The sequence below is a fragment of the Rhizobium sp. CCGE 510 genome, from assembly GCF_000292525.1.
In the GTDB taxonomy this organism is placed as follows: domain Bacteria; phylum Pseudomonadota; class Alphaproteobacteria; order Rhizobiales; family Rhizobiaceae; genus Rhizobium.
The window spans coordinates 24221-43806 of record NZ_AEYF01000055.1 but is presented as its reverse complement, the minus strand read 5'-3'; the positions used below and the strand labels follow the sequence as shown (position 1 = coordinate 43806).

At 61.6% G+C, this 19586-nt stretch carries 14 protein-coding genes and 1 pseudogene; 12 read left to right on the top strand and 3 right to left on the bottom strand.

The genetic code is table 11. The features are described 5' to 3' along the window. Positions 1–654 precede the first annotated feature (654 nt). From RCCGE510_RS31090 to rsgA, 10 genes are all read left to right on the top strand, one after another. A complete protein-coding gene (locus tag RCCGE510_RS31090; protein ID WP_007637086.1) occupies positions 655–2229 on the top strand; it encodes an FGGY-family carbohydrate kinase in 1575 nt (524 codons plus the stop codon). A 32-nt stretch (positions 2230–2261) separates the two neighbouring features. Continuing rightward, positions 2262–3773, top strand: coding sequence for a glycerol-3-phosphate dehydrogenase (locus RCCGE510_RS31085; RefSeq protein WP_007637084.1), 1512 nt, complete (start codon positions 2262–2264; stop codon positions 3771–3773). Positions 3774–3784: 11 nt separating this feature from the next. After that, positions 3785–4717 (top strand): TIM barrel protein, encoded by a 933-nt coding sequence (locus RCCGE510_RS31080; protein WP_007637082.1) that lies wholly within the window; start codon positions 3785–3787, stop codon positions 4715–4717. Positions 4718–4787: 70 nt separating this feature from the next. Then, entirely contained in the window at positions 4788–5723 is a 936-nt protein-coding gene (locus tag RCCGE510_RS31075; RefSeq protein ID WP_007637081.1) for a sugar-binding transcriptional regulator, read from the top strand. Positions 5724–5823: 100 nt separating this feature from the next. Further along, a complete protein-coding gene (locus RCCGE510_RS31070; protein WP_007637078.1) occupies positions 5824–6600 on the top strand; it encodes a DeoR/GlpR family DNA-binding transcription regulator in 777 nt (258 codons plus the stop codon). Continuing rightward, on the top strand, positions 6597–7367 hold the full coding sequence (locus RCCGE510_RS31065; protein ID WP_007637077.1) for a triose-phosphate isomerase: 771 nt from the start codon (positions 6597–6599) through the stop codon (positions 7365–7367). The genes RCCGE510_RS31070 and RCCGE510_RS31065 overlap by 4 nt, the downstream gene beginning before the upstream one ends. Before the next feature lie 11 nt (positions 7368–7378). Next, positions 7379–7834 carry an RpiB/LacA/LacB family sugar-phosphate isomerase gene (locus RCCGE510_RS31060; RefSeq protein WP_003562478.1) on the top strand — a complete coding sequence of 152 codons (456 nt, stop codon included), beginning with the start codon at positions 7379–7381 and terminating at the stop codon, positions 7832–7834. A gap of 226 nt (positions 7835–8060) precedes the next feature. Continuing rightward, positions 8061–8252: a hypothetical protein gene (locus RCCGE510_RS31055; RefSeq protein WP_007637075.1), complete on the top strand. Its 192-nt coding sequence runs from the start codon at positions 8061–8063 to the stop codon at positions 8250–8252. Between the two features lie 140 nt (positions 8253–8392). Beyond that, a complete protein-coding gene (locus RCCGE510_RS31050) occupies positions 8393–8659 on the top strand; it encodes a DUF2277 domain-containing protein (RefSeq protein WP_007637073.1) in 267 nt (88 codons plus the stop codon). A gap of 237 nt (positions 8660–8896) precedes the next feature. Then, positions 8897–9901 (top strand): ribosome small subunit-dependent GTPase A, encoded by a 1005-nt coding sequence (gene rsgA / locus RCCGE510_RS31045; protein WP_007637072.1) that lies wholly within the window; start codon positions 8897–8899, stop codon positions 9899–9901. A gap of 148 nt (positions 9902–10049) precedes the next feature. On the opposite strand, the gene RCCGE510_RS31040 is transcribed toward rsgA, so the two are convergent. Beyond that, positions 10050–10355 (bottom strand): hypothetical protein, encoded by a 306-nt coding sequence (locus RCCGE510_RS31040; RefSeq protein ID WP_007637070.1) that lies wholly within the window; start codon positions 10353–10355, stop codon positions 10050–10052. 125 nt (positions 10356–10480) lie between these two features. On the opposite strand from RCCGE510_RS31040, the pseudogene RCCGE510_RS34315 reads away from it, so the two are divergent. Both RCCGE510_RS34315 and RCCGE510_RS31035 read left to right on the top strand, forming a co-directional pair. Continuing rightward, positions 10481–10564: pseudogene (locus RCCGE510_RS34315) on the top strand (IS200/IS605 family transposase); the annotation flags it as partial. 268 nt (positions 10565–10832) lie between these two features. After that, entirely contained in the window at positions 10833–11069 is a 237-nt protein-coding gene (locus tag RCCGE510_RS31035) for a BrnA antitoxin family protein (RefSeq protein ID WP_007637069.1), read from the top strand. A gap of 203 nt (positions 11070–11272) precedes the next feature. Here the strand turns inward: RCCGE510_RS31035 and RCCGE510_RS31030 are convergent, their stop codons facing one another. Continuing rightward, on the bottom strand, positions 11273–13564 hold the full coding sequence (locus RCCGE510_RS31030; protein WP_037080550.1) for a transglycosylase domain-containing protein: 2292 nt from the start codon (positions 13562–13564) through the stop codon (positions 11273–11275). A gap of 49 nt (positions 13565–13613) precedes the next feature. Next, positions 13614–19583: an MG2 domain-containing protein gene (locus RCCGE510_RS31025; protein WP_007637067.1), complete on the bottom strand. Its 5970-nt coding sequence runs from the start codon at positions 19581–19583 to the stop codon at positions 13614–13616. Between the last annotated feature and the right edge of the window lie 3 nt (positions 19584–19586).

Sequence of the window (19586 nt, the reverse complement as noted above, 5' to 3'; positions counted from 1 at the left end):
GGCCACCCGCAAGAGCGCAACTCTGGACGAATATTCGCATTGGAAGCCTCCTCAACACGACCGGCGGCTGTCTCCTCCCACCGCTTGGGCCTGCAAATTCTCCATCAGGAAGAGCGCTTCCGTGATAGAAGTATGTTATTTATGCCGTAAATGATGTTATAAATTTTATGAGCTGTCAACGGCGCCTCCGCCGTATTTCGATAAAAATACCCGACCTTACATCTTGTTTATCACGCTGCATTGCAGCAAAAAGGGGCAGGCAAAGCTAAAATCGTCACGTCTGTCATTCGATTGCGTTGTGGCGGTGTATGGCTGTTTTTAAATGATAATTTTTCTCACTAAGCATTGCGGATGCGGCCGTTTTCAATGCCGCACCGCAATCGTTGGGCGGCACAGACGTAACGTCCGTACCCTTCTATTTTAGATGAAAAAAATTACATCGCTAGAAAAATCTTACTAGCTTTATGGTATCTTTATGTTATGTTTTTAAGCGAACCTAGAGAGGTTTCGGCTGCGTGCTCGATCTGGGCTTAAAAACCGAAGTTGGCAGCCGATGCATCATCCCAGAGAGTTGAGGGATCGGGAGGCTTCAGATGAATTTGATGCGCGTATTACTCGCCGTGACACTTGCTAGGATGGCGAGATAGGCCTGCAATGACATCGACCGGGAAGATCATCATTGGGATAGATGCCGGCACCTCGGTCATCAAGGCTGTCGCCTTCGATCTGTCCGGCCGCCAGATCGCCACGGCCTCCGTTCGCAACCGATATGCCACCGGAGACGATGGCTCGGCAACGCAGTCGCTGGACCAGACCTGGCTCGATTGCGCCAGCGCGTTGCGTGGCCTCGGAGAAAAGGTCACTGATCTTGCATCCCGCACCGCAGCCATCGCCGTCACCGGACAGGGCGACGGCACCTGGCTCGTCGGCCGCGGCAATAGGCCGGTTGCCGATGCCTGGCTGTGGCTCGACGCGCGCGCCGCGCCGACAGTCACATCGCTCGCCGGCGGAACGCAGAACCGTGCCCGCTTCGAGGCAACGGGCACCGGCCTCAACACGTGCCAGCAGGGTGCGCAACTCGCCCATATGGACCGCTTCACGCCGGACCTTCTCGATCGGGCGGAGGCGGCGCTGCACTGCAAGGACTGGCTCTATCTCAACCTCACAGGCGTGCGGGCAACCGATCCATCGGAGGCAGGTTTCACCTTCGGCAATTTCAGAACGCGCCAGTATGATGCCGTCGTGATCGACGCGCTCGGCCTTGAGCACAGACGCGGGCTTTTGCCCGAAATCATCGACGGCAGCGAGATCAGCCACGCGCTGACATCAGAGGCGGCGAAGGCCTGCGGGCTGCTTGCCGGAACGCCGGTTTGCCTCGGCTATGTCGACATGGTGATGACGGCGCTTGGTGCAGGCGTGCGCAGCGGCGCTCGCAACGCCGCCTGTTCGACGATCGGCTCGACCGGCGTGCACTTGCGCGCCAAGTCCGTTGCCGACGTTCAGCTCAATCGTGAGGGTACCGGCTATGTGATCGCCCTGCCCATTCCCGGCATCGTCACCCAGGTCCAGACCAATATGGGCGCCACGATCAACATCGACTGGATCCTCGATGTCGCCGCCTATCTCATGGCCGAGGCAGGCAAGCCTGCTTCGCATGCAGAACTCATTGCGCGCATCGACGGCTGGTTTGCAGAAAGCCGACCGGGGTCGGTGCTTTATCATCCCTACATTTCCGAAGCGGGCGAACGTGGGCCTTTCGTCAACGCCAATGCGCGCGCGGGCTTCACCGGGCTTTCGATGCGTCACGGCTTCCCCGACCTGCTGCGCAGCGTGGTGGAGGGGTTGGGGCTTGCTACCCGCGACTGCTACGCGGCGATGGGCCCGATGCCCGGAGAGCTGCGGGTCACGGGCGGGGCAACACGCTCCGTCGCCCTTCGCCGTTCGCTTTCGGCCGCCGTCAACGCACCGATCCGCCAGTCGCGCCGCGAGGAGACGGGGGCGGCCGGCGTGGCGATGATGGCTGCGGTGGCCGTCGGCGTCTATTCCAGCATGGACGATTGCATTGCCGACTGGGTGACGCCGCTGCTCGGCGATCCGGAAACGCCGGATGCCAGCGAGGCTGCCCGATTCGACAGGCTCTTTTCTGCCTATACCGATGTGCGCCAGGCAATGACGCCCGCCTGGGACAAGCTTGCCGAAGCCGCAACGACGTCGCCGCTGGGCGCGTAATTCTGATGCAGCAGGCATCGAAGGAGCATGACATGACCGAACCCGAACTCCTGGATCTCTTCGTCATCGGCGGAGGCATCAACGGTGCGGGGATAGCACGCGATGCTGCCGGCCGCGGCCTGAAGGTCGTGCTGTGCGAAAAGGACGATCTGGCACAGGGAACGTCGTCGCGCTCGGGCAAGCTGGTGCATGGAGGTCTGCGTTACCTCGAATATTACGAATTCCGCCTAGTGCGTGAGGCGCTGATCGAGCGTGAAGTGCTGCTCAACGCCGCGCCGCATATCATCTGGCCGATGCGCTTCGTCCTGCCGCACAGCCCTGAGGATCGCCCCGCATGGCTCGTGCGGCTCGGGCTCTTCCTCTACGATCATCTTGGCGGCCGCAAGAAGCTGCCCGGGACCCGCACGCTCAATCTGCTCCGCGACCCGGAAGGCACGCCGATCCTCGATCAATACACACGCGGCTTTGAATATTCCGATTGCTGGGTCGACGACGCCCGCCTCGTGACCTTGAATGCGGTGAGCGCAGCGGAAAACGGCGCTCTGGTGCTGACCCGCTCGCCGGCCGTGTCGGCCCGTCGCGAGAATGGCGGTTGGACCGTGGTCACGAAAAGCAACGCCACGGGGGAGACGCGAACCTTTCGTGCCAAATGTCTGGTGAACTGCGCCGGCCCCTGGGTGATGGACATCATCAATCGCGTCGCCGGTTCGAACTCCGGCCGCAATGTCCGCCTCGTCAAGGGCAGCCACATCATCGTGCCCAAGTTCTGGGCGGGCGCCAATGCCTATCTGGTGCAGAACCACGACAAACGCGTCATTTTCATCAATCCCTACGAGGGCGACAAGGCGCTGATCGGGACGACCGATATCGCTTACGAAGGCCGGGCCGAGGATGTCGCCGCCGAGGAGACGGAGATCGAGTATCTGCTCAAGGCGGTCAATCGCTATTTCAAGGAAAAGCTGCGTCGGCAGGATGTGCTGCACAGCTTCTCCGGCGTGCGCCCGCTGTTTGACGATGGCAAGGGCAACCCGTCGGCCGTTACCCGCGACTACGTCTTCGATCTCGACGAGACAGGCGGCGCTCCGCTGCTCAACGTCTTCGGCGGCAAGATCACCACATTCCGCGAGCTCGCCGAACGCGGCATGCAGCGTCTGAAGCACATCTTCCCGAACATGGGAGGCGACTGGACTGAGAAAGCGCCGCTGCCGGGCGGCGAAATTCCGAATGCCGACTACGAGAGCTTCGCCAACAGCCTGCGCGATATCTATCCCTGGATGCCCCGCAAGCTCGTGCATCACTACGGCCGTCTCTATGGCGCCCGCGCCAGGAACGTGGTTGCCGGCGCGCCAGGCATGGAAGGGCTCGGGCGGCATTTCGGCGGACAGCTCTACGAGGCCGAGGCCCGCTATCTCGTCGCCACGGAATGGGCCGAAACGGCCGAGGACATTCTCTATCGCCGCACCAAACACTACCTCCATCTGAACGAAGCGGAGCGCGCGGCCTTTGGCGAGTGGTTTGCTTCAACCCGCCTTGCCGCCGCCTGAAGGATGCCGCCATGCCGCTGACCCTTTCGCTCAATACCAATCCGCTGGTCAACCGCTTCGCCGACCCAGACGACCTCATCGACACGGTGGCGCATGATTTGCGCATCCGCGACCTCCAACTGACCCACGAATTCATCAATCCGAGCTGGCAGGCGCCCGTCATCCGCCGCCTGACGCGCACGATGAGCGCTGCCCTGCAGCGCACCGGCGTACGGGTCACCTCGGGCATGACGGGCCCCTATGGGCGCCTCAACCATTTCGGACATCCGGATGCCGATGTGCGCCGCTACTACGTCGAGTGGTTCAAGACCTTTGCCGACATCACCGCCGATCTCGGCGGCCACTCGGTCGGCACGCAATTTGCGATCTTCACCTATAAGGACTTCGACGATCCGGCCAGGCGCGAGGAACTGATCAAGATCGCCATCGATTGTTGGGCCGATGTCGCCGAGCATGCGCGCGCCGCAGGCCTCTCCTACATGTTCTGGGAGCCGATGAGCATCGGCCGCGAGTTCGGCGAGACGATCGCCGCCTGTCTGTCGCTGCAGGAGCGGCTGACAGCCGCCGGAATGGCCATCCCGATGTGGATGATGGCGGATATCGATCATGGCGACATCACCTCCACCGATCCCGACGACTACGACCCCTATGCCTGGGCACGCGCCGTCCCGCCGGTATCGCCGATCATCCACATCAAACAGAGCCTGATGGACAAGGGCGGGCACCGGCCCTTTACCGCCGAATTCAACGCCAAGGGCCGCATCCAGCCGGCACCTCTGCTTCAGGCGCTGGCCGAAGGTGGGGCAAAAGACAATGAAATCTGCCTGGAACTCTCCTTCAAGGAACGCGAGCCGAACGATCGCCAGGTCATCCCGCAGATTGCCGAAAGCGTCGCCTTCTGGGCGCCGCATATCGACACCGGCGTCGCCGACTTGAACATCTGAGGCGGAGGTCTTTAAAAGGCAGCACTGCGATACGGCGGAATCGCCGCATGACCTTCGAAAAGGAGCCGTGATGACAGACGCCGATGATACGCTTGCCGTGCGTGCTGCCTGGCTTCACTATGCCGGTGGCCTGACGCAGTCCGACGTTGCTCGCCGCCTCGGCGTGCCATCGGTAAAGGCCCATCGCCTGATCGCCAGAGCGGTTGCCGATGGTGTCGTCAAAGTCACCATCGACGGGGATATCGTCGAATGCGTCGAGCTGGAGATGCGGCTTTCGGAGCGGTTCGGACTTCAATATTGCGAGGTCGCACCCGATCTCGGCGAGGAAGGCTTGCCGCTGCGCGCACTTGGCCATGCCGGCGCCGGCTATCTCAAGCGCGAGATCGAGCGCGGCGACAATACGGTCATCGGCCTCGGTCATGGCCGCACGCTTTCCGCCGCCGTCCAATATATGCCGAGGGTAAGCGCGAAGAACCTGCGCTTCGTCTCATTGCTTGGCGGACTGACACGAAACTACGGCGCCAACCCCTATGACGTGATGCATCGCATCGCCGAAAAGACCGGCACCCATGCCTATGTCATGCCGGTTCCCTTTTTCGCCAATACCGGCGAGGACCGCGAAGTGCTGAAGGCGCAGCGTGCCGTCAAGGAGGTCTTCGATCTTGCCAACAATGCCGATCTGAAGCTGGTCGGCCTGGGCACTGTCGATGCCGAGGCGCAGCTGGTTTTGTCTGGCATGGTCGAACCCGGTGAAATCGACGACATCGCTGCCGCGGGCGGCGTCGGCGAAATCCTCGGACATTTTTTCGACGCCGACGGTCATATCCTCGACACCGCGCTGACGGCGCGCACGCTGTCTGCGTCTTTTCCCAAAACCAAGAAAGAGCGGCTTGTGGCGCTGGCGGGCGGACAATCGAAAGTGGCTGCCATCCGGGCAATTCTGAATAGCCGCCGCCTTTTCGGGCTGATCACCGACGAACGAACCGCGCAGGCGCTGCTGAAGTAGCCATGGAAACACAACAATATTTGATCGCAAAATAACATAATAAATGTTGATTATCACGCATACTCCGTTATCTTAACATCAAACGAGGGTGGAGATCGGGATGAGGCGGGAAGAGCGGCAGCAGTTGATCGTCAACCTGCTCGTCGAAAACAAGACCGTCGATCTCGACGACCTTGCCGATCGCTTCACCGTGTCAAAGATGACGATCCATCGCGATCTCGACGATCTCGAGCAGGCCGGCGTCCTGCGCAAGGTTCGCGGCGGCGCGACCATTGACGCCGGAACTCAGTTCGAAAGCGACTTCCGCATTCGCGAGCGCCAAGGCAGCGAGGCCAAGCTGGCTATGGCTGAGACCGCGCTGGAACTGGTCGAGCCGGGGATGACGGTGATGGTAAATGACGGCTCGATGGCGGCCGTGCTCGGGGAAATGCTGCTGCAGAAGCGGCCGCTGACCTTGATCACCAACAACGCGGCGATCATGGAGCGGCTGAAAGGCGAAACCGGCATCGCGCTGATCGCGCTCGGCGGCATCTACTCGGCCAAGTTCAACGCCTATCTCGGCGTTGTCACCGAGGAGGCACTGTCGCGGCTGAGGGCCGACATCGCCTTCATTTCGACGCCCGCCGTCAGCGGCGGGCGCGCCTATCACATGGACGATAACGTCGTGCGCGCCAAACGGGCGATGATCGCGTCGTCGACCAGGACCTGCCTTCTGGTCAACCATCAGCGCATCGGCCACACCGCGCTGCATGTCATGGCGGATCTGGCCGACTTCGACGCGATTATCACCGACAGCGCACCGGATGCCGCTGTCCTGGAGGAATTCGAGCAGGCGGGCATTACGCTCACCATTGCATCAACGCAGGATCCGACATGACCGAAAAGCCGCGCTTCTGGATTGGCACCAGCTGGAAGATGAACAAGACGCTTGCTGAAGCCGAGCATTTCGCCCGCGGTCTCGAAGCTGCCGATGCCGCGCGCGACCCGCGTATCCAGCGCTTCGTGATTCCACCCTTCACAGCCGTGCGCGAGGTCAAGGCGATGCTTGCCAAGACCTCGGTGAAGGTCGGCGCCCAGAACATGCATTGGGCCGACCAGGGTGCCTGGACCGGCGAAGTCTCGCCGGTGATGCTGAAGGACTGCAATCTCGATCTCGTCGAGCTCGGTCATTCCGAACGTCGCGAACATTTTGGAGAGACCGACGAGACTGTGGGTCTGAAGACCGAAGCGGCGGTTCGCCACGGTCTCATTCCATTGATCTGCATTGGCGAGACGCTTTCCGACCGCGAAAGCGGAAAGGCTGCCGACATCCTCGCAACCCAGGTGCGCGGCGCGCTATCGAAACTTTCGGGCGCCCAGAAAAGCGCCGAAATCCTGCTCGCCTACGAGCCCGTCTGGGCGATCGGCGAGAAAGGCATCCCGGCGACTGCGGATTATGCGGATGCCCGCCAGTCTGAAATCATCGCCGTTGCCGAAACTGTGCTGGGCCGGAAGATCCCCTGCCTCTACGGCGGATCGGTCAACCCGCAGAACTGCGAAGAACTGATTTCGAGCCCGCATATCGACGGGCTCTTCATCGGCCGTTCGGCTTGGAATGTCGAAGGCTACCTCGACATCCTGGCCAGATGCGCCGCCAAACTCTGAGGAGAAAGACAATGAAGCTTGCCATTGCAGGAGACAGCGCCGGCGAAGGCCTCGCCAAGGTTCTGGCCGACCATCTGAAGGACCGTTTCGACGTGTACGAAGTCTCGCGCACCAGCGCCGGTGCCGATCCTTTCTACGCCAACCTCTCGGATCGCGTTGCCTCAGGCGTCATCGACGGCACCTACGACAAGGCGATCCTCGTTTGCGGCACCGGCATCGGTGTGTGCATCTCGGCCAACAAGGTTCCGGGCATCCGCGCCGCCCTGACGCACGACACCTATTCAGCCGAGCGTGCCGCGCTTTCCAACAATGCGCAGATCATCACCATGGGAGCCCGCGTCATCGGAACGGAGCTTGCAAAGTCGATCGCTGACGCGTTTCTTGCCCAGACCTTCGACGAGAACGGCCGCTCCGCCGGTAACGTCAAGGCCATGGATGATCTCGACGCGAAATACAGCGCCCGTTGAAACCGTCCCCGAAAACAAACCCCGACTAGGGATGCACACGATGCGAGACCGGTCTCACTGGCGGCCGACTAACTCGTCTGGAATTCGAGCTGGCTGATGTCTCGCGCAGTGCCCGGCGGGGCAAAGGGCTTGCTCCGTAGGGCCCATTCTTTGGCTTCAGGTGGAGCGCGGCGCCGCAATCATCTATGGTATCCGGCCTGAGCACCCGACGATCGGACAAGGTCTTGTGACGGCCGAAGTCGCCCTCATCGAGCCGACCGGAGCCGAGATCACCGCCAAACACGGTGCCGAGAACCTCGTTGTGACGGTGAGGGAGCGCCTTGCACTCTGTGCGGGTGACAAGCTCGGTCTTGCCCCCGATCTCAGCAAGCTGCATCTGTTCGACGCCAAGACTGAAAAGCGATTGATGCCGGCCTGATTGATCGGGAGCACTGGTTCAGCATCAACGTCTTTTCGGAACGTTCAACTGGCGGTCCGTTTGTAAATCATGCCTACGCGACTACTTATATGAGGCAAACCTCTTCTCGGTGGAAGAGCGGAGACGATCGGGAGCAAGCGATGTGCCGAAATATCAAACCCCTATTCAATTTCGATCCGCCGGCTACGGACGAAGAAGTTCATGACGCCGCGCTTCAGTTCGTGCGCAAGTTGAGCGGAGCCACGAAGCCGTCGAAACGCAATGAGGCGGCGTTCGAGCAGGCGGTCATTGCAATCGCGAAGTGCGCCCACGAGCTGTTGAGTTCGCTTGAGACATCTCAACCCCCTCGCGATCGAGAGGAAGTTGCCGCAAAGGCGCGCGCGAAAACAGCGATCCGCTTCGCGTAACAAGCTCCAGCTTGCCTCGCCTGATCACCCAACCTGACACCTCAGCGCGTTTCGAAAGTCCTGATAGGGGAGCGGACAGGCTGCCGCCCGCATCGTTCGTGCACGCATGATCAGCACAATGCCGGAAAAATGTGGTACTTGCCCTACTAACCGAAACCGTCGGTTTCCACAGAACGGAGTTAGCACATCGAACGCGACACAACACCCACGGCTTGGTCTTCGAACCTTGAAAGCGAATTGGCATTCCTGAAATCGCAGGGATGGTCTGAATTCTTTTCGGATCAGGTAATATTGGCAGAGAGCGATCTCGTCCCACGGCGCATTGCCGAGGTTCACCGTAGCCGTCTGAGCATTGTCTCGCTAAAGGGTCTAGCGAAGCTGAAGATATCGCATCAAATCAACACCGGCGAGTTCGCCGTGGGCGACTGGGTGCTGGTCGAGCCGCGCGATCATGCGTTGGTTCGGCGTCTGGAGCGCAGAACGTTGCTGCAGCGCCGGATCGAAGGCCGAGCGACCTACCAGCTCGCTGCTTGCAATGTCGATACATTGTTGATCGTCACGTCCTGCAATTTGGACTTCAACGTGGCAAGATTGGAACGCTACATCGCACTCGCCAATCAGGCAGGAACCACGCCCGTAATCGTCCTTACAAAAGCGGATACGACCGACGACGTACACATCTATCGGCGCGACGCAGCGGCGCTGCAGCGCGATCTGCCGGTGGTGGTACTGGACGCGCGCTCCGTAGATGCCGCGGCCGCTCTCGCACCGTGGTGTCAGCCCGGGCAGACGATCGCGCTCGTCGGCTCTTCCGGGGTCGGTAAATCGACGTTAGTCAATGCTTTGGCAGGACTACGCGGTGACCAGTCTCAAAAGACCGGCGGCATTCGAGAGCATGATGCCAAGGGCAACCATACGACAACAGCACGCTCAATCCACGCAATTCCAGGGGGCGGATGGGTCATCGATACGCCTGGAATGCGTACCCTCCAGGTGAGCGACGCTGCCGATGGAATCGACGCATTATATTCAGAGATAACCGAGCTGGCGCCAAATTGTCGGTTCCGGGACTGTAGCCACCAGCACGAACCTGGTTGCGCAGTGCTGTCGGCAGTGGAGGCCGGAACTTTGTCTCGTGATCGATTGTCCCGATGGCGGGCCCTATTCGACGAGAATGTAAAGAACACGCCGCAGGAAACTGGACCGCGCGGCAACAAGACAATCCGGAGGAAGAACCTGTAGGGGTTGCGCGCAGCAGCACTTCAAGATTTTTTTAAACAGGCGAACTCCAGATGCAGGTTGTCTCCCAACCGCCGAAGGGCCGCTGATATTTGTTGCGACGGTCGACGCCGAACTATGGCCTTGTGAACAACGCTCTTGGCGCGAGTTCTTAAATTCCTGACCCGTCGAGCTGCTGAGCGTCCTCGCCTTCCCAGGGTGCGGGCATCGAGGTGCGATTGAGATTGGCAGAGGGCATCGGCATCCAGCACTTCAGTTCCGGCGCGGCATATTCGATGATGCGGCCAGGCGAGGAATCGGAGGCGCGCCAGCCTTCTGAACCGAAATGATCGCCATTCGACCAATATGCGAGGTCAACTTCTGCCGGCCCCTGTTCGGACTGACGGATGGTGACGAGAATCCGGCTGCCGTCCTTCGGTGCGCTTGCCATGTCGCGCCAGCGCTCTGGCTCGTCCATCATTTTTCCTCCTGCCTTGCTGTCGATTGCAAGTGTCGCCTCGCCATCGAAAACGGTCAACTCAAACTTTGCCAGAAACCATCCTCTATCGAATGACGATCCATCGCGATGGTTGACCCAGTAATATCAGTCAGGTTGTGGGATACATGAAGGGCAAGAGTGCCATCCACCTTGCGCGGGTCTACGGTGAGAGAAAGCGCGGCTTCATAACATGCTCCTCGGCTACACATGGTGCGGCTCTGGAACCAGGCGCCGCTTTCCAAGGTCTAACCAAGTCGTCTGGATTTCGTTTCCTCTATTCGTTAAATGAGATTCGTGATCGATACGACGCACTGCTGAAGGAGCGGTCGATTTGCAAAACGGGGGTCTCGTTGCCGTGACGGGAGCAGGTCAAACGACCCCAGAAGCGTCCAGGCGGACGATCAATCCCATGATAAGACCGTGACCGCGGAAATGCGCGAACCATTGGAGAGAACCGTGACCAAAACTCCACGCCGCCCCGTCAATGCGCTTGATGCCGCGGAAGCCTTGTTCAAGCCCGCCAAAAAGGTGGCCGCCGCACCGCCCGTCGAGCGGCCGGCGCTGCCGAACGTCAAGGAACAGGTCACTCTGAAACTCGACAGCGACGTGCTCGTTTATTTTCAGGAGGATGGCCCGGGCTGGCAGGACCGCATCAACGATGTGCTCCGCGCCGCGATGAGGAACGATGGCTAGAGCATGATGCCGAAAAGTGTGAGCGGTTTTCTCATGACATCATGCTCTAACCCTATAATGTAGGACAGGGTTCAGATTGTAGGCCGACCGGGCCTAAAATCATCCTGTTCTATGCGGTTCTGCGGCCGTTGCTGACCCCCTTCGTTCAAAGGATTTCCAGTTCCATATGCCGGCCGCGGTACGATTGCGGCACTGCGACGTCCTCATTGCACATACACCGGGACGACTGCCGAGGTTTCGTCGCGGTAGGGCAGGCGGATTTGGAAGCGGTGTTCCCCGCTCTGGATGGGCCAGAAGACAGGCTTGTCGGGGTCGGTGACGGCGAAGGGCTGGCCGTCGACATACCAGACGATCTGCGGCACATGCGGTTGGACATCGGCCTTCAAAGGCAGCCGGTCGAATGCCGCCGGCTGTTCCGGATTGCGCCAGATCTGACTGTTGCGGGCCGGTGTCGAGATAGCGAGGCGGATCTGCGGGCTGGAGCCATCGGCGTTGGCGAGTGAATAATTTTGGCTCCTCTCGGCTGTTGCACTGATCGGCGGAGGTTTGAGGTTGGCGTCTGCGCCAGGCGATCGTGCAGCGACCTTCGGCATCTCGTCGGGCTTTAGCCATTCCACCAGCGTCTGGCTGCAGCTGTTGTCATTCGTCTTTCCATTGACGACGCAGACCTGCATCGGCTTGCGGTCCGGCGGCGTCGGAAAGCGCACATCGGCGATGTCTCCCGGCTTATTGCCGTGCACTCTGTCGAGGATCGCGTGGACGAGGCGAGCGGCACTGCCGGCGCCGGTCATCCGGCTCATCGTGCCGTCATCGCCCCGCCCGATCCAAACGCCGACGATGACCTTCTCCGAATAGGCGATCGCCCAGGCATCCCGATAGCCTTGGGAGGTGCCGGTCTTGATGGCGACGGGGAATGGATATTCCAGCGTGCCATAACGGTGGAAGCTCGGCAGCCGGGCCTGCGGATCGGACAGGAAGGAGGTAATCAACCGGGCGGTATCGAGCGAAATGACCCTGACGGATTGCGGCTGTGGCTGCTCGCGCGCCCAGCGCAAATCCTGCATCTGGCCATCGTTGGCGAGTGCCCCATAGGCCCGCATCAGCCTGTCCAGGCGGGTCGGCAGCGAGCCGATTGCCATCGACAGGCCGAAATAATCGGCTGGGGTTTCCAGGTCGTGCAGACCGAGATCGCGCAAAAACCGAAACGTCGTCTCAAGACCGATGCTGCGCAGCAGATTGGTGGCGGGCACATTGCGCGAATTGGCCAGTGCCTGGCGCGGCAGCATGGGACCGAGGAACTCGCGGTCCGCATCGCCGATGCCCGATGCGCCTTCCGGCAGATCGAGCAACATGTCGGTTGGCTTCAGCAAGCCGCGCTCGAAGGCCAGCGCATAGACGAAAGGTTTGAGGGTCGAACCCGGAGAGCGCTGTGTCCGGGTGTAGTCGAAGGCGCCGGCATGTTTGTCGTAATAGTTGCTCGAACCCACCTGGGCGAGAACCTCGCCTGTTTGGCGCGACACCACCATGGCGCCGACTTGCTGCGCGCCCGCAGAACGCCAGTGATCGAGATATTGTCGCGCAAGAGCGGTAGTGTCGGCCTGCAGGGTGAGGTCGATCGTCGTATGGATAAGCGGCGTGCCGGCGGAGGCAGGCGTAATCTGGCCGTTCTCGATGAGGTCGTGATAGCGCAATATCAGGTGCAGGGCATCCGGGCGGCGGGGCATGTCGGGCATCCGCATCCGATCGAGCTGGCGATGGGCGATCTCTGCCTCGTCAGCCCTGATGATCTTCTGTTTCGCCAGCGCGCCCAGCATTTGATGGCCGCGGTGAATGGCCCGGCGCAAGCCCTGCGGCCGCAGCGGGTTCAGCCGCGTCGGCGACTGCGGGATGGCTGACAGCAGCGCGATTTCGGCCCAGGACAAGTCTTCGACCGGCTTGTCGAAATAGAGCCGCGCCGCATGGGCGATGCCGTGGCTGCCGTTGCCGTACGGCGCCAGCCGCAAATATTGCCCCAGCATCGCGTCGCGGCCGTAGCGCAGGGTCAGCAGGACGCCGGTGCCAGCCTCAAGAGCCTTGTGGATGAGCGTGCGTGATTCCGGCTGCTGCATCCGCGCCACTTGCATTGCAATGGTCGAGGCGCCCGAGCGGCGGCCGACGGCATCGAGATTTTGCCAGGCTGCGCGGCCGACGGCATAGGGATCGATGCCGATATGGTCGTAGAACCGCCCGTCTTCGAGGGCAAGCGTTGCCTTGACGACGCGGTCGGGCAATTGCTCCAGCGGCCAATAGCCATAATCGATGCGCCCACTTGCGCCGTCGGCATGGCCGATCTGAGCGAGGAACGTGCCGCCGCGATCATAAAGTATCGGCGTCGGCGCAGGCGCGATCAGCTGCGCGCGCTGATTGATGAGATAGCCATAGACCAGGACGCCGGCTGCGAGAACCAGCGAGGAGAGACGGACCAGCGTTGATCGGCGGCTTCTCAAGAGTGTCATCGCCCGGCTGGCTGGCTCCTCGTCTGATATCTGTTCCGATTGTGAAGGCTCACTTCGCCACCACGATTTGCACGGCGGCACTCATTCCCTGCACGCCCTTTTGGTACATGGTTTCGGCAAAGGCCTGGGGCTGCGTGTAGGAACCGGGGATCAAGGCGCGCGTCCGGTAGGCAAAGGTATAGTTGCCCTTCGGCAGCCGGTCGGAAGCACAAAATACCTGATCGTCGCCATAGGAGACCCAATCGGTCGGCAGGGTCGGCGCGACTGCCGGTGTCGCCTCAGGCGGGGCGGTGGCGATGTTGGGGTTGAGCGGATCAAGCCCTGCTGCTAGCGGCAGGGTAAGAGCGACATGGGTGCGATCTTCCGAGACGACCAGCTCGATCCTTTCCTCCAGCACGTCGCCGACCTTGAGCTGGATCGCGCCCGTAGCATCGGGGACCAGCTTCTCCAGCGGTGCGTTGCCCGTGGGGACGCGGTAAAGCGTGCGGGTAAGGGCAAATCCCCGGCTCTCGGCCTGTGCAGTATAGCCGGCTGCGGCAGACAGGTAGGAGGTTTCCACCAGCGCCAGGGCGGTCGTCGTGCCGGCATTCTGGATGGTGACGGCGCCCGGATCCAGGGTGACCTGTCGCAGCACGGGAGCATTTGCGTCGAGCGTCAGGTTTTGAACATTGCCGTTCTGCGCCAGCGTCAGCGGCAAAGGCGTCGTCGGCCTTTGCCAGGCGGCGGCAAGTGCGCGGATCGCAGCCGAAGTGGCATTGGTCGAGCCCCAGCCGTCGCCTTCGCCGAGTTGCAGCAAGGCATTTTTCAAAGCCGGATAGCGCGGATCCGTTTCCGAGGTCAAAGCCGCGGCGCGCACCATTTCGGCGAGGCTACGGGTTTCCGAAGGCAGGATGATCGGACTGCCCCCATCCTCTGCCTGGCCGTCATAAACCAGCTGGCCATTGCGGGAGAGGACGCGGACGCGTGACCACATCGTGTCGGCGAGACCGCCGACGAGGCGTGGGTCGGCATCGGCCGCACCAGCTGCTGCCGCCGTCATTCTGGCAACGCTGACATTCGGCATCAAGGCGGCCGAGCGGGCAAGTTCGGCTGTATAGGCCGGGTCGAGTTTGCCGCCTTCGGCCAGAGCCGTCAGAGCCTCGACCCGCTCGCGAATTTCGTCGCCGCTGAGCAGATGCGGATAATCCGAACGCAGCGAAAGTTTCAGCACACTCGCGAGGCGATCCGACAAAGCCTTGTCGGTGGGCACGCCCACCTTGTCGGCCGCGACCAGGAAAGAATAGGCCCAGGCTGTCAGCGAGACATTGCCCTTGCTGTACGGCCAGAAGCCGACAAGGCCATCGGCGTCGACCGCCTGGCCGATTGCCAGCACCGTGTTGTGCACATCGCCATCGATGCGTTTTTCAAGGTTTGCCGCTGCCAGGATCGGTGCGAAACTTTTGAATGCGAGGCCGGAGGAGGCGAGCGATATGCGTTGTTCGGTGGAGCCATAGGGAGATTCCACCAAAGTGTTGAGCCCGGCGACCAGCTTCACCAGTGCTGGATCGGCGGTTAGCGTCATCGCACGCTGAAACGATCCGGTGCGCACATCTTGCTGGGGTGCCGGCAGCGTTTTCGAGCCGCCCGCCGGGATTTCGACGATCTCATAATGCTTGCTCGGGATGCGGTCGGACTTCAAAGGCAGCGTGATTTCCACGGCGTCGCTGGCATGGTCGGCGACACGCTCGACCCCGAAACGCAGTTGCACGTCCTCCTTGCCAGGTGTTGGCTCGGGCACCTCAGCCAGAACGCCGATGTGAGCCGGCTTGTTCTGTTCCCAGGTGAAGGAGAGATCCTTGCTGCCCTCAAGCGTCAGTCCGTCGGAAGCAATGGAAGCAGCGCCGGCGCCGCCACCGCCCTCGACGACGCGGGCAATGATGCCTGCCTCGAATTGGTCGCCATAGCGCAGGAAGCGGGGCAGGGCGGGTTGAGCGACAATTTCCTGCCGGATCAGCATTTCGCCGGTGCCGTAGCCGAAGCGGTCGGGACCGCTGACGGCCTTGGCCCGCAGCTTGAAGACGGTCAGCGAGTCCGGCAGTTTCACTTTGATCTTGGCGAGACCATCCGGGCCGATCTTCACGTCGGGAAGATAGATCGGGACCGGCGTGAAATTCTTGCGGACGGAAATATTGTTGTCGGTGCCCCATTCCTCCCGCTCGTCGCCACCCGGCACTTCGTCCAGAGGAATGATGCCGAAGGCCATGTTGCGGGTATCGCGCAGCGCCATGGTGGACTGGCGCTTGACGATAAAATTCGGCAGCGGATCCAGCGGCTGTTCCGGTGCGAGCGACAGCACGGCCTGGTCGATCATCCAGAAAGTCGCGTCGCCCGCGATCGGCTGGCCGGTATCGTCGGCCAGATGCAGCGTGACCTCCACTTCGTCACCGGGACGGGCCTTCTTCGGATAATCCAAGGTAACATTTGCGGTGTTCTTCACCGGCTTTACCGTCACCGTCTTCGTCGCGGCGATCGTTACAGGCTTGCCCTGGTCGAAGGGTGCGTTCGGCGACGGGATACTGGTCTCCAGCCGGCCGCGCAGGATGAGGAAGTGCACGGGAATTTGCGGCGTATATTCCTTGCGGACGGGCACGGCATAGTGGCCGTATCCATCGGCGATATCGACCCAATCATAGCGGAACTTCCCCTCCGGCTCTTCGACGACGGCGAGCGCGCGGGCCGTCTGGAAGGGCGACTGGATCAGCAGGTTGGCGGTTTCGCCGGGAATGTAACTGTCCTTGTCTGTGGTCACCACCGCGGTGCGCGCGGGCGCCTGTGCCCAGGTAACCGGCGTGGTGCCGCCGACGAAGAAGTCGACGCTCACCTGCTGCCGGCGGCCGATGCGGTCGCTGGCCTCGAGTTGAATGACATAGACGCCTGCGTCCTTTGCCTCGAGCGCCAGGGTCTGGATATCCCCGGTGCTGGTAATCTTGCGCTCCAGCACGGTGTCGTCCATGACCTGCGTGACGTATTTTGCCGAACCCTGGCTGAAATCGCTCGCCTGCAGGCTCGACGTCCAGTTGCGATGGATCAGGCGTGCGGTCATCTCCAGCCCGGCCACCGGGTCGCCATTGCCGTCGACCGCCAGGATCTCAGGCTCGATGGCGCCGGGATTTGGCACATAACGCGGCACCTTCAGGCCAAGCACGAAAGGCGGGACGGCAAAGACGTTGGTGATGCTGCGCACCTGCAGATCATCGTCGCCGGTAACGGTCGCCTCGATCATATAGCGGCGGGGTTGTGCCGTCGGCTCGATCGTCGTGTCGAAGCTGATGCGCGAGGCACCGCCGGCGTCTGTGCTGCCGTCTCGTTCGAGCGCCGGCGAGGATTTGAATTCATCGCCGCCGGAGTAACGGGAATCCGTCGAAAAAAGGAAGCCCTCGTGGCCAGGTGGCGTCCAATTGTAGGGATACTGTACGGCGCGCCAGCGGATCGGGCGATCCGCCAGCAGGCCACCGGCGAAATAGCGGGCGATCAGATCAACGTTGAAGGAGGAATCGAGCGGTACGGTTTGCGGATTGTTGAGCACGACTTCGAAAGTCGGCAGGCGATAGGCCTCTTTCTTGAAGGAGATGCTGCCGCATTGAACCGTGTTGTCGGCCGGGCTCGCGGCGCTGCTGTCGCTATCGGCGCTCTCAGCAGTGTCGGCCTGGCTATCGTCTGCCTGGGCATCATCGGTCGCGTTATCACTCGCCTGGCCGTCGGCATTTCCGTCGTCACCGGATGTCTGCGCCGGTTGAGTCTGGTCCGTAGCCTTCGCCGTGTCGCCGGGCTCGAAATGAACTTCGTAATCACCGGTTGCCGGCGTCTCGGCGTCGAATTTGTGGTAAAAGCCACCGAACGCGTCCAGCTGTACCGGTACGCGCCACTCCTGTTTGTCGGGGCCAATAATCACGATCTGGCCGCCCTGCGTCGGCAGCGTCAAGTGGCCGCCGAGATAGCTGCGGACGTAGCCTTTGATATGGACGGGCTCCTCCGGACGGTAGATCGGCCGCTCGGTGAAAACGTGGCAAAGGGTGCGGCTCTGTTCGGTGCGGCTTTCCGCGGGATTGGTCGTCCAGTCCAGCCAGGCGGCCGACGGCTTGGTCCAGTTGTCCGCAGCATATTGGGAAGGCGCATGATCGGGGTCGACGACCAGTGTATCCAGCCCCTTCGTCACGATGACGCGCCGGATCTTCGCCTCGGCGCGCTGCTGCAGCTCCCAGGAAAAGAAACCCTGTTCGTCTGTCGTCCCTGTCGCCAGCGTGACGAATTTGCCGTCGCGCAAACCATCGAGGCGGATTTGCGCCCCGCTGATCGGATTGCCGTTGGCAAGCGAGGTGACGGCAAAGCGCACCCGGTCCTGCTCCTCCACCGCGCTCAAGGTCAGGTCGGTGACCTGCACACGAAGCCAATGTCGGGTTTGATTGTCCACCGCGCGCAGGCCGACGAGATAGGTGCCGGGCTGGTCAGGCCCGGCGATCCGGGCAAAAAAGGATTTCAGATCCAGGCCGAATTTGCTGTCGACGCCGCCCTTGCGAATCGGCAGGTCCACGAACTCGGATATAGCCGGCGATCCGAGCGCCTTGACGCGCGCCTGGATCGCGTCGGCTGAAATCTCATCGCTGTCGGCCCATTTCTGCGGCTCCTTGCCGGGCAAGGGTGGTGCTTCGTCGTCATCCGTATCGAGGCCGGATTGCGGGAAAGGCCAAAAATCGCGGGACAGCGGATCGATCGCGTGGATGCGCACATCGGCCCTGTCATAGCCGCGTCCGCGCAGCGGCACGAGTTGCGGACCAAAGCGCTCGACCACGCCCTGCGACGCATCCCAGACCAGCGAGGACTGTTCCGGCGCAAAGGCAAATTTTTGGCCGAAACCGGCCGCCAGCGGTCTGCCGCGGTCATCCGTCAAGGCGCCGGCGGCGACATCCAGTGTATAGACCTTGTCGGTGAGGAAGCGGCCATTGATATAAAGGCGGCCGTCGCTGGCTTCCGCCGTCAGATCGTCGACCGGTGGAGAAATGCGCAAGGCGTCCCGGACCGAAAACTGTTTCCCGGCCACCGGATTGCTCGAAAACCGGAAGATCAGGCCACGACCCGATCGAGCGGTCGGCGCTGCCTCGGCATTGTCGAGCGAGTTGCCGTCATCATCGGCTGCGGCGCTGTCATCGCTGACGGTGGCATTGGACGTGCAGCGCATGATGTCATCGCTTGTGGCGGCGTCGAAGCCTCGTCCGCAATCGGAACTGGTCATGGTGAAGGGCACTGCGGTGCGCACACGCAACTCGAAGGTCTGGTCGCTGAAGTCTGGCGTGTCGGCAAGCTTCAACCGCAGAATGGCGACGCGGCCATCGGGCACGCTGGCATGCAGCTTCACCACATAGGATTGCTGGTCGCTGCGGCTGTTGCGTTCAAGCGGCTGGATATCGAAATCCTGCGCCCCCAGCATCAAACCGCCTTCGTCGCCAATGCCGGGCGCCGGACGCAGTTCGATCGACAGAAGTCGGCTGAGCGCCGCGACATCGACGGGCTCGGCAAAGGTCAATGTGATCTGGTCAAGCTCGCTGACGGGATCATCGGTTGCGGCCGGAGCCGTGGATACCGGTACTGGCAGCAGCGGTATCAGTTCCGTCTCGCCACCAGCCTCCGTGTCATGAGCTAGCATCGTTACCTTGACGCGCGACAGCGGCTGCCACTTGTCGGCCGGGCGGAATTGCAGGGCGCGCGGACCGAGCCACTGCCAGGCGCCGGCAGCCGCCGGTTCCATGGTCACAAAACGCTCGGGCGAATCCTCCGGGCCGCCGGCTGCGGGGCCGGTATCGGTGGGGAAGAAGATCGTGACCGGATCATAGGCGCGCAAGAACCTCTCCGGCACGATTTTGACACCGTCTGCGCGTTGCAGAACATCCAGTGTCGGCGAGGCAGCACCTTGCTGCGCGTGACCGCTTGAAAGCAGCGTTGAAGAGGCAAGAGCGAGGGCAATGAGAAATACGATCTTTTTCATTGG

What these genes read in the sequence shown, in the direction of transcription:
- RCCGE510_RS31030 (WP_037080550.1), bottom strand. Translation starts at nt 13,564, where the DNA reads ATGACACTCTTGAGAAGCCGCCGATCAACGCTGGTCCGTCTCTCCTCG.
- RCCGE510_RS31050 (WP_007637073.1), top strand. Translation starts at nt 8,393, where the DNA reads ATGTGCCGAAATATCAAACCCCTATTCAATTTCGATCCGCCGGCTACG.
- RCCGE510_RS31080 (WP_007637082.1), top strand. Translation starts at nt 3,785, where the DNA reads ATGCCGCTGACCCTTTCGCTCAATACCAATCCGCTGGTCAACCGCTTC.
- RCCGE510_RS31040 (WP_007637070.1), bottom strand. Translation starts at nt 10,355, where the DNA reads ATGGACGAGCCAGAGCGCTGGCGCGACATGGCAAGCGCACCGAAGGAC.
- RCCGE510_RS31025 (WP_007637067.1), bottom strand. Translation starts at nt 19,583, where the DNA reads ATGAAAAAGATCGTATTTCTCATTGCCCTCGCTCTTGCCTCTTCAACG.
- RCCGE510_RS31085 (WP_007637084.1), top strand. Translation starts at nt 2,262, where the DNA reads ATGACCGAACCCGAACTCCTGGATCTCTTCGTCATCGGCGGAGGCATC.
- RCCGE510_RS31060 (WP_003562478.1), top strand. Translation starts at nt 7,379, where the DNA reads ATGAAGCTTGCCATTGCAGGAGACAGCGCCGGCGAAGGCCTCGCCAAG.
- RCCGE510_RS31065 (WP_007637077.1), top strand. Translation starts at nt 6,597, where the DNA reads ATGACCGAAAAGCCGCGCTTCTGGATTGGCACCAGCTGGAAGATGAAC.
- RCCGE510_RS31070 (WP_007637078.1), top strand. Translation starts at nt 5,824, where the DNA reads ATGAGGCGGGAAGAGCGGCAGCAGTTGATCGTCAACCTGCTCGTCGAA.
- RCCGE510_RS31075 (WP_007637081.1), top strand. Translation starts at nt 4,788, where the DNA reads ATGACAGACGCCGATGATACGCTTGCCGTGCGTGCTGCCTGGCTTCAC.
- RCCGE510_RS31090 (WP_007637086.1), top strand. Translation starts at nt 655, where the DNA reads ATGACATCGACCGGGAAGATCATCATTGGGATAGATGCCGGCACCTCG.